The organism is Mycobacterium sp. E2989 (assembly GCF_001667595.1).
In the GTDB taxonomy this organism is placed as follows: domain Bacteria; phylum Actinomycetota; class Actinomycetes; order Mycobacteriales; family Mycobacteriaceae; genus Mycobacterium.
This window is the reverse complement of the sequence record NZ_LZJX01000069.1, coordinates 1-6,601: the sequence shown is the minus strand read 5'-3', so window position 1 is coordinate 6,601 and position 6,601 is coordinate 1. Positions and strand designations below refer to the sequence as shown.

At 71.5% G+C, this 6,601-nt stretch carries 1 protein-coding gene; it reads right to left on the bottom strand.

Annotated elements, in window-relative coordinates; all coding sequences use genetic code 11:
* A partial coding sequence (locus A5680_RS12580; protein ID WP_156675090.1) for a non-ribosomal peptide synthetase occupies positions 1 to 6,601 on the bottom strand: 6,601 nt, incomplete at both ends.

Sequence of the window (6,601 nt, the reverse complement as noted above, 5' to 3'; positions counted from 1 at the left end):
GCGTGTGTGACCGCCACCCCCTTCGGCGTGCCGGTGGTGCCCGAGGTGTAGATGATGTGCGCCATGTCCTCGGGGGATGGCCCGGCGGGCGCCGTCGCGGGCTGGGTGTGCAGCGCGGGATCGGCGACGTCGACCACCAGCAGGTCGTGACCGTCCAACTCCGGTCGCAGGGCCCCCGTGGTGACCGCGGCTATCGGCGCCGTGTCGGCGAGCATGAAGTCTTTACGGGCCGCCGGGAGCGCGGGGTCGATCGGCAGATAGGCTGCCCCGGTCTTGAGCACCGCCAGGATCGCGACGATCGCCTCGGCCGACCGGGGTAGCAGCAACGCGACGGCTTCACCCGGGCCGGCGCCGCCGCGAATCAGCAAGTGTGCCAGTCGGTTTGACGCTTTTTCGAGCTCACGGTAGGTCATCGACCGCCCGTCGAACGTCAGCGCCGGTGCCTTGGGGTCGCGCGCCGCCTGCGCGGCGAACAGCTCCGGAATCGATGCCGGCGCCCACGGCCGGCTCAGCACCGCCCGGTTGCCGACCTCGTCCAACCAAGCGCGCTCACCGGCGTCCAGCACATCGACCGCCGACAGCGGCCGCGCCGGGTCGCTCGTCATCGCGGTCAGCAGCCGTCGTAGCCGCTCGATCTGCGTGTCGATGGCCGCGGCGTCGAACACGTCGGTGTCGTATTCGACGCGCAGCCGCAGTTCGGTTCCCGGCTGGGCCTGGAATGTCAACGGGTAGTGGGTGGATTCGCGGGTGGCGATGTCGGTGATGGCCAGTTCGTGGTTGCCCGACAATGCGGTGGCGTCGATCGGGTAGTTCTCGAAGGCGAACAAGGTGTCGAACAGCGTGTCCTGGCCGGTGATTCGGTGAATTTCGTTGAGCGCCAGGTGCTGATGGTCGAGCGTGTGGTTGTGGGCGTCCTGCAGCTGCAAAAGTAGGTCGGCGGCCGTCGTCGTCGGGGTGATGTTCGCCCGCACCGGAACGGTGTTGATCAACAGGCCGACCATCGCCTCCGCGCCGGGCACCTCGGCCGGCCGGCCCGAGACGGTGGTGCCGAATGCGACGTCGCGCTGACCGGTCATCCAGCACAGCAGTTGCGCGTAGGCGGCTTGCAGCACCGTGTTGACGGTGGTGTGGCACGAGCGGGCCAACTCGCCGACGGCCCGGGTGAGGTCGGCCGGCAGCGCGAACGTTCGAATGCCCTGCTCCCCCAGCGTCATTCGGTCCTGGCGGCCGACCAGGGTCGGGGTGTCGAAGCCGGCGAACACCTCGCCCCAGGCGGCGCGGGCCGCGTCGCGGTCACGGTCGGCCAGCCAGCTGACGAAGCCGCGGTAGGGGGCCGCCGCGGGCGGACGCTGGCCGTAGTAGCCGGCGAAGAGGTCCGCCAGCAGAATTGGCATCGACCAGCCGTCGAGCACGATGTGGTGGTTGGTCAGCACCAGCCGGTGCACATCGATCGCGGTGCGGATCAAGGCGACCCGGAAGGGCGGCTGGTTGGCCAGGTCGCAGACGGCGGCCCGCTCGGCGGCGCACAGCCGCGCGATGTCCGCCTCGTCCTCGAGTTCGAGGTACTGCCATGCCGCCGCGGGATCGGCCGCGATGACCTGCACCGGCTCGTCGAACTGGTCGAAGAATCGGGCCACCAGGTTCGGATGCCGTTTGACGACCCCGCGCACGGCGTCGTGCAGGCGCTCGGGGTCGAGCGGGCCGGTGACGGTGATGTCGAGCTGCCCGGCGTAGAGGTCGCTGGCGTCCTGGTCGCCGCCCCGCACGGTGTTCGCGTGGAAGAGCAGCCCCTGCTGGACCGGGGTCAGCGGTAGCACGTCGGCGATGTCGTGGTGGCGCTGCAGCTGGTCGATTTGCTTTTGGTTGAGGCGGGCGGGCGCGATGTCGGACGGCGTCAGCCCGCCGCCGCCCGATCGCACGTGGGCGCAGACCCCGGCCAGGGCCTCGAACCACAGCCGGCTGAGCCGTGCGACCTGCTCGTCCTCCAGCGCGGACGGCGCCCACGTCCAGTTGGCGTGCAGGCGCGGGCCGGCATCGGTGTCGACGGTGGCCGCGTTGAGTTCCAGCGTGTGCATCAACGGCATGGGGATCGCCGCGGCCGCGGCGGTGGCCGGGCCCGGCACTGGCCGCCACATATCGTCGGAGAGCGCGGCGGCGCCGCCCTGACGCCCCAGGTAGTTGAATCCGATCGGCGGGTCGTTCGCGTCCAGGTCGGCGTCGGCGTTCAGGTAGCGCAGCAGCCCATAGGTCAGCGCGTCCGGGAGGGCGCGCAGCTGCTCCTTGGCGTCCTTGAGCGCCGCGCCGAGCGCGGCCTCGCCGGCGACCACCTGCGCCCACGACAAGCCGCCCACGTTCACCGACACCGGGTACTTGGCGGTGAACCATCCCACCGTGCGGGACAGGTCGACGTCGCGGCCCAGCTCCTCGTGGCGGCCGTGGCCCTCGACGTCGATGCCGACCGGCGGTCCGCCCAGGAATTCGGTGAGCGCGAGGGCGAACGAGATCAGCAGGATGTCCTGGACGCCCGCGTGGAAGGCCGCCGGCACCGCACCGAGCAGCATGCCGGTGGTTTCGATGTCCAGCTCGACCGATAGCTGCCCGGCGGTGGCGAAGGTGTCGGCCTCGGGGCGGACCGCGGGCAGCGCCGCGGGCGTCGCCGCCACCCGCTGCCAGGTGCCCAGCTGGTCGACGACGTCCGGGTGGCTCGCGCGCTCGGCAAGCCGCTCCGCCCATCGGGCGAACGAGGTACCCGCCGCGGGCAGCGCCACCGGTTGTCCCTGCCGGTGCTGGGCCCACGCGATGTTCAAGTCCTCCAACAGGATTCGCCAGGACACCCCGTCGACAGCCAGGTGGTGGATGATCACCACCAGCTGGCCGGTGGCGGCGATCCACAGCGCGCTGAGCATCGCCCCGGCGGCCGGGTTCAGCCGCGACCGGGCCTGCACCAGCGCGGCGTCGGACAACTCGCCGACGGTGTGCAGGCAGTCGCGGGCATCGACCGAACCGGGCTCGGGCACCGTCAGCGACCAGTCGTCGCCGACCCGCAGGCGCAGCATGCCGTGCCGGTCGAGCAGGGCCTGCAACACCACCAGCGCGTCGGCCTCGGTGACGCCGGCGGGGGCCTGCACCAGCATCGCCTGGTTGAACTGATCGACGGGACCGTCCACCCCCTGCAGCCACCGGATGATCGGGGTCGCCGGCACCGGCCCGACGCCCTCGTCGATCACGGCGACTCCCGCGTCGGCCACCTCGGCCACGCGGGCCAGCCGGGCCACGGTCTGTTCGACGAAGATGTCGCGGGTGCGGCAGATCAGGCCGGCCGCCCGCGCCCGGGTGACGACCTGCATCGACGAGATGCTGTCGCCGCCGAGGTCGAAGAACGAGTCGTCGATGCCGACGCGGTCGAGCCCGAGCACCTGGGCGTAGATGCCCGCCAGGATCTCCTCGACGGCGTTGCCGGGCGCGCGGTAGCGGTCGCCGTCGGCATATTCCGGAGCGGGCAGGGCGCGGGTGTCGAGCTTGCCGTTGGGTGTGAGCGGCAGCGCTTCGAGCGCGACGACGGCGGCGGGAATCATGTACGCCGGCAACCGCTCCGCCAGCGCTTCGCGCGCCCCGGCCGGATCGGCCGTTCCGGTGATGTAGGCGACGAGGCGCTTATCGCCGGGGCGGTCCCCCCGCGCGATCACCACCGCCTGCTCGACCCCGTCGAGCCAGGCCAGCGCCGCGCGCACCTCACCGAGTTCGATGCGGTACCCGCGGATCTTGACCTGCTCGTCCGCCCGGCCCAGGTAGTCCAGCTGCCCGTCGGCGCGCCAGCGCACCAGGTCCCCGGTCCGGTACATCCGGGCGCCGGCCCCGCCGAACGGGCAGGCGACGAATCGCGATGCGGTCAGGCCCGACCGTTTCCAATATCCGCTGGCGACACCGGCGCCGGCCACATACAACTCGCCGACCACCCCGGCGGGCACCGGCCGCAGCCACCCGTCGAGCACGAACAGCGCGCCCCCGGGCACCGGCGACCCGATGGGCACGGCCCCGGACTCCACCGACGCCGGCGTCAGGGGCTCGCTGACCGCCGCGTACACCGTGGCCTCGGTCGGGCCGTAGGCGTTGATCATCGCCCGGCCCGGCCCCCAGCGGTCCACCAGTTCGGCCGGGCACGCCTCGCCGGCGACCACCAGGGAGACGGACTCCAGCCCCTCCGGGGCCAACATCGCTGCCGCAGAAGGGGTTTGGCTCAACACGCTGACGCGTTCGGTGACCAGCAGTTCGTGGAAGTCTTCGGGTGAGCGGGCCACGGACTCGGGCACCACGACCAGCCGCCCACCGTGCAACAGCGCGCCGAAGATCTCGTGGACCGAGACGTCGAAGGCCAGCGAATGCCACTGCGACCAGACCCCGGCGCGGGGCAGGCCGGTGTCCATGCGTGCCAGCAGTTGGGTCGCGTTCCGGTGGGTGACCGCGACGCCCTTGGGGACACCGGTGGTGCCGGACGTGTAGATCAGGTAGGCCAGATCCGCCGGCCCCGGCGCCGTCAATGTCGTTTCGGGCCGGGGGGTTTCGTTGACGTCGATGATCGGCACGTCGTGGTCGGCGAGCCGGTCGGTGAGTTCGGCGGTGGTGATGACGGCCATCGGGGCGGCGTCGGCAAGCACGAATCCGATGCGCGACTCCGGCAGCGCGGGGTCGATCGGCAGGTAGGCCGCCCCCGACTTGAGCACGGCCAGGATCGCCACGATCGCCTCGGCCGAGCGCGAAAACAGCAGGGCCACAAACTGTCCGGGACGCGCCCCGTGGCCGGCCAGCGTATGGGCCAACCGGTCCGCGGCCTCGTCGAGCTCGCGGTAGGTCATGGACCGGCCGTCGCAGACCAGCGCCACGGCCTCCGGGGTGCGGGCCACCTGCGCGGCGAACAGCGCCGGAATGGACACCGGCGCGGCGGCGGGGCGGGCCAGCGCCGCCCGGTTGCCCATCGCGTCGAGCCGGGCATGCTCGGCCTCGTCGAGCAGATCCAGCGACGACAACGCCTGGGTGGGGTCGACGGTCATGGCCGTCAGCACCCGCTGTAGCCGCCCGACGAGGGACTGGATGCTTTCGGCGTCGAAAACGTCGGTGCGGAACTCCACCGTGCCGCCGATGCCGGCGGGGCCGCCGTCCTCGCTCCAGCGCTCGGCCAACGAGAAGGTCAAATCCATGCGGGCGGTTTGGGTGTCCACCGGGATCGGCGCGATGTCGACGTCGCCGAGGGACAGGCCGTTGACCGGGCCGCTGTCGTGCCCGGCGAAGTTCTGCCAGGCCAGCAGGACCTGGACCAGGGGATGGTGCGTCAGGCTTCGGGTTGGGTTGAGCCGCTCGACCAGCACCTCGAAGGGCACGTCTTGGTGTTCGTAGGCGGCCAGGCTGCGCTGCCGCACCTGGGCGATCAGGTCGGTGAAGGTGGGGTCGCCGCCCAGCTCATTCAGGTCGACCCGGAGCACCAGGGTGTTGACGAAGAACCCGACCAGGTCGTCGAGTGCGGGGTCGCGCCGCCCGGCGATCGGAAAACCCACCGCCACATCGGGACTGGCGCTGATCTTGGAGAGCAGCACCGCCAGGGCCGTCTGGACCACCATGAAGCTGGTGGCGTTGTGCTTGCGGGCGAGCTCGCCGACGCCGCGTTGCAGGTCTATGGGCCAGTCGATTTCGATGGTGGCGCCGCGCTGATCGGCCACCAGCGGGTAGGGCCGGTCCGTGGGCAGCGGCACCCGGTCGGGCATGCCGGCCAGGGCCTCTTGCCAGTAGGCCAGCTGGGCGGCGATGGGGCTCTCGCGGTCGTCGAGGTCGCCGAGCTGCGCGCGCTGCCACAGCGTGTAATCGACGTACTGAACGGCCAAGGGCGACCAGCCGGGGGCCTCCCCGGAGCACCGGCTGGCGTAGGCCATGCCCAGGTCGCGCACCAGCGGGGTGATCGACATCCCGTCGGCGGCGATGTGATGGACCACGGCCACCAGCACGTGCTCGTCCTCGCCGACGCGGAAAAGCTCTGCCCGCATGGGGATTTCGGCCGCCAAATCGAACGTGTAGCGCGCCGTCGTTCCGATGGCCTCGTCGAGCCGGCCGGCCGACCAGCCGCGGGCGTCGACGATCTCCCAACCGAAGTCGGCCCGTTCGACGGGGCGCACCAGCTGCTGGGGCGTTCCCTCGGGCGCGGCGATCAGCGTGCGCAGGCTCTCGTGGCGGGCCACCACATCCGCCATGGCCGCGCCGAGCGCGTCGGCATCGAGCCGTCCGCTCAGCCGCAGCGCGGCCGCCATGTTGTAAACCGGTGACGGGCCTTGTAATTGGTCGAGGAACCACAGCCGATTCTGCGCGAACGACAACGGGATGACAGTGGGCCGCTCGGCGGCCACCAACGGCTCCAGCCCGCGGGCGCCCTCGCCGATCCGCAGCGCCAGCTGGGCGACCGTGGGCGCCTCGAAGACAACGCGGACCGGGAGGGCCACGCCCAGGTTGCTGTTGATCGCGGCGACCAGGCCCATGGCCGAGATGCTGTCGCCGCCGAGTTCGAAGAAGGAGTCGTCGGTGCTGACGCGCTCGAGGCCCAGGACGTCGGCGTAGATGC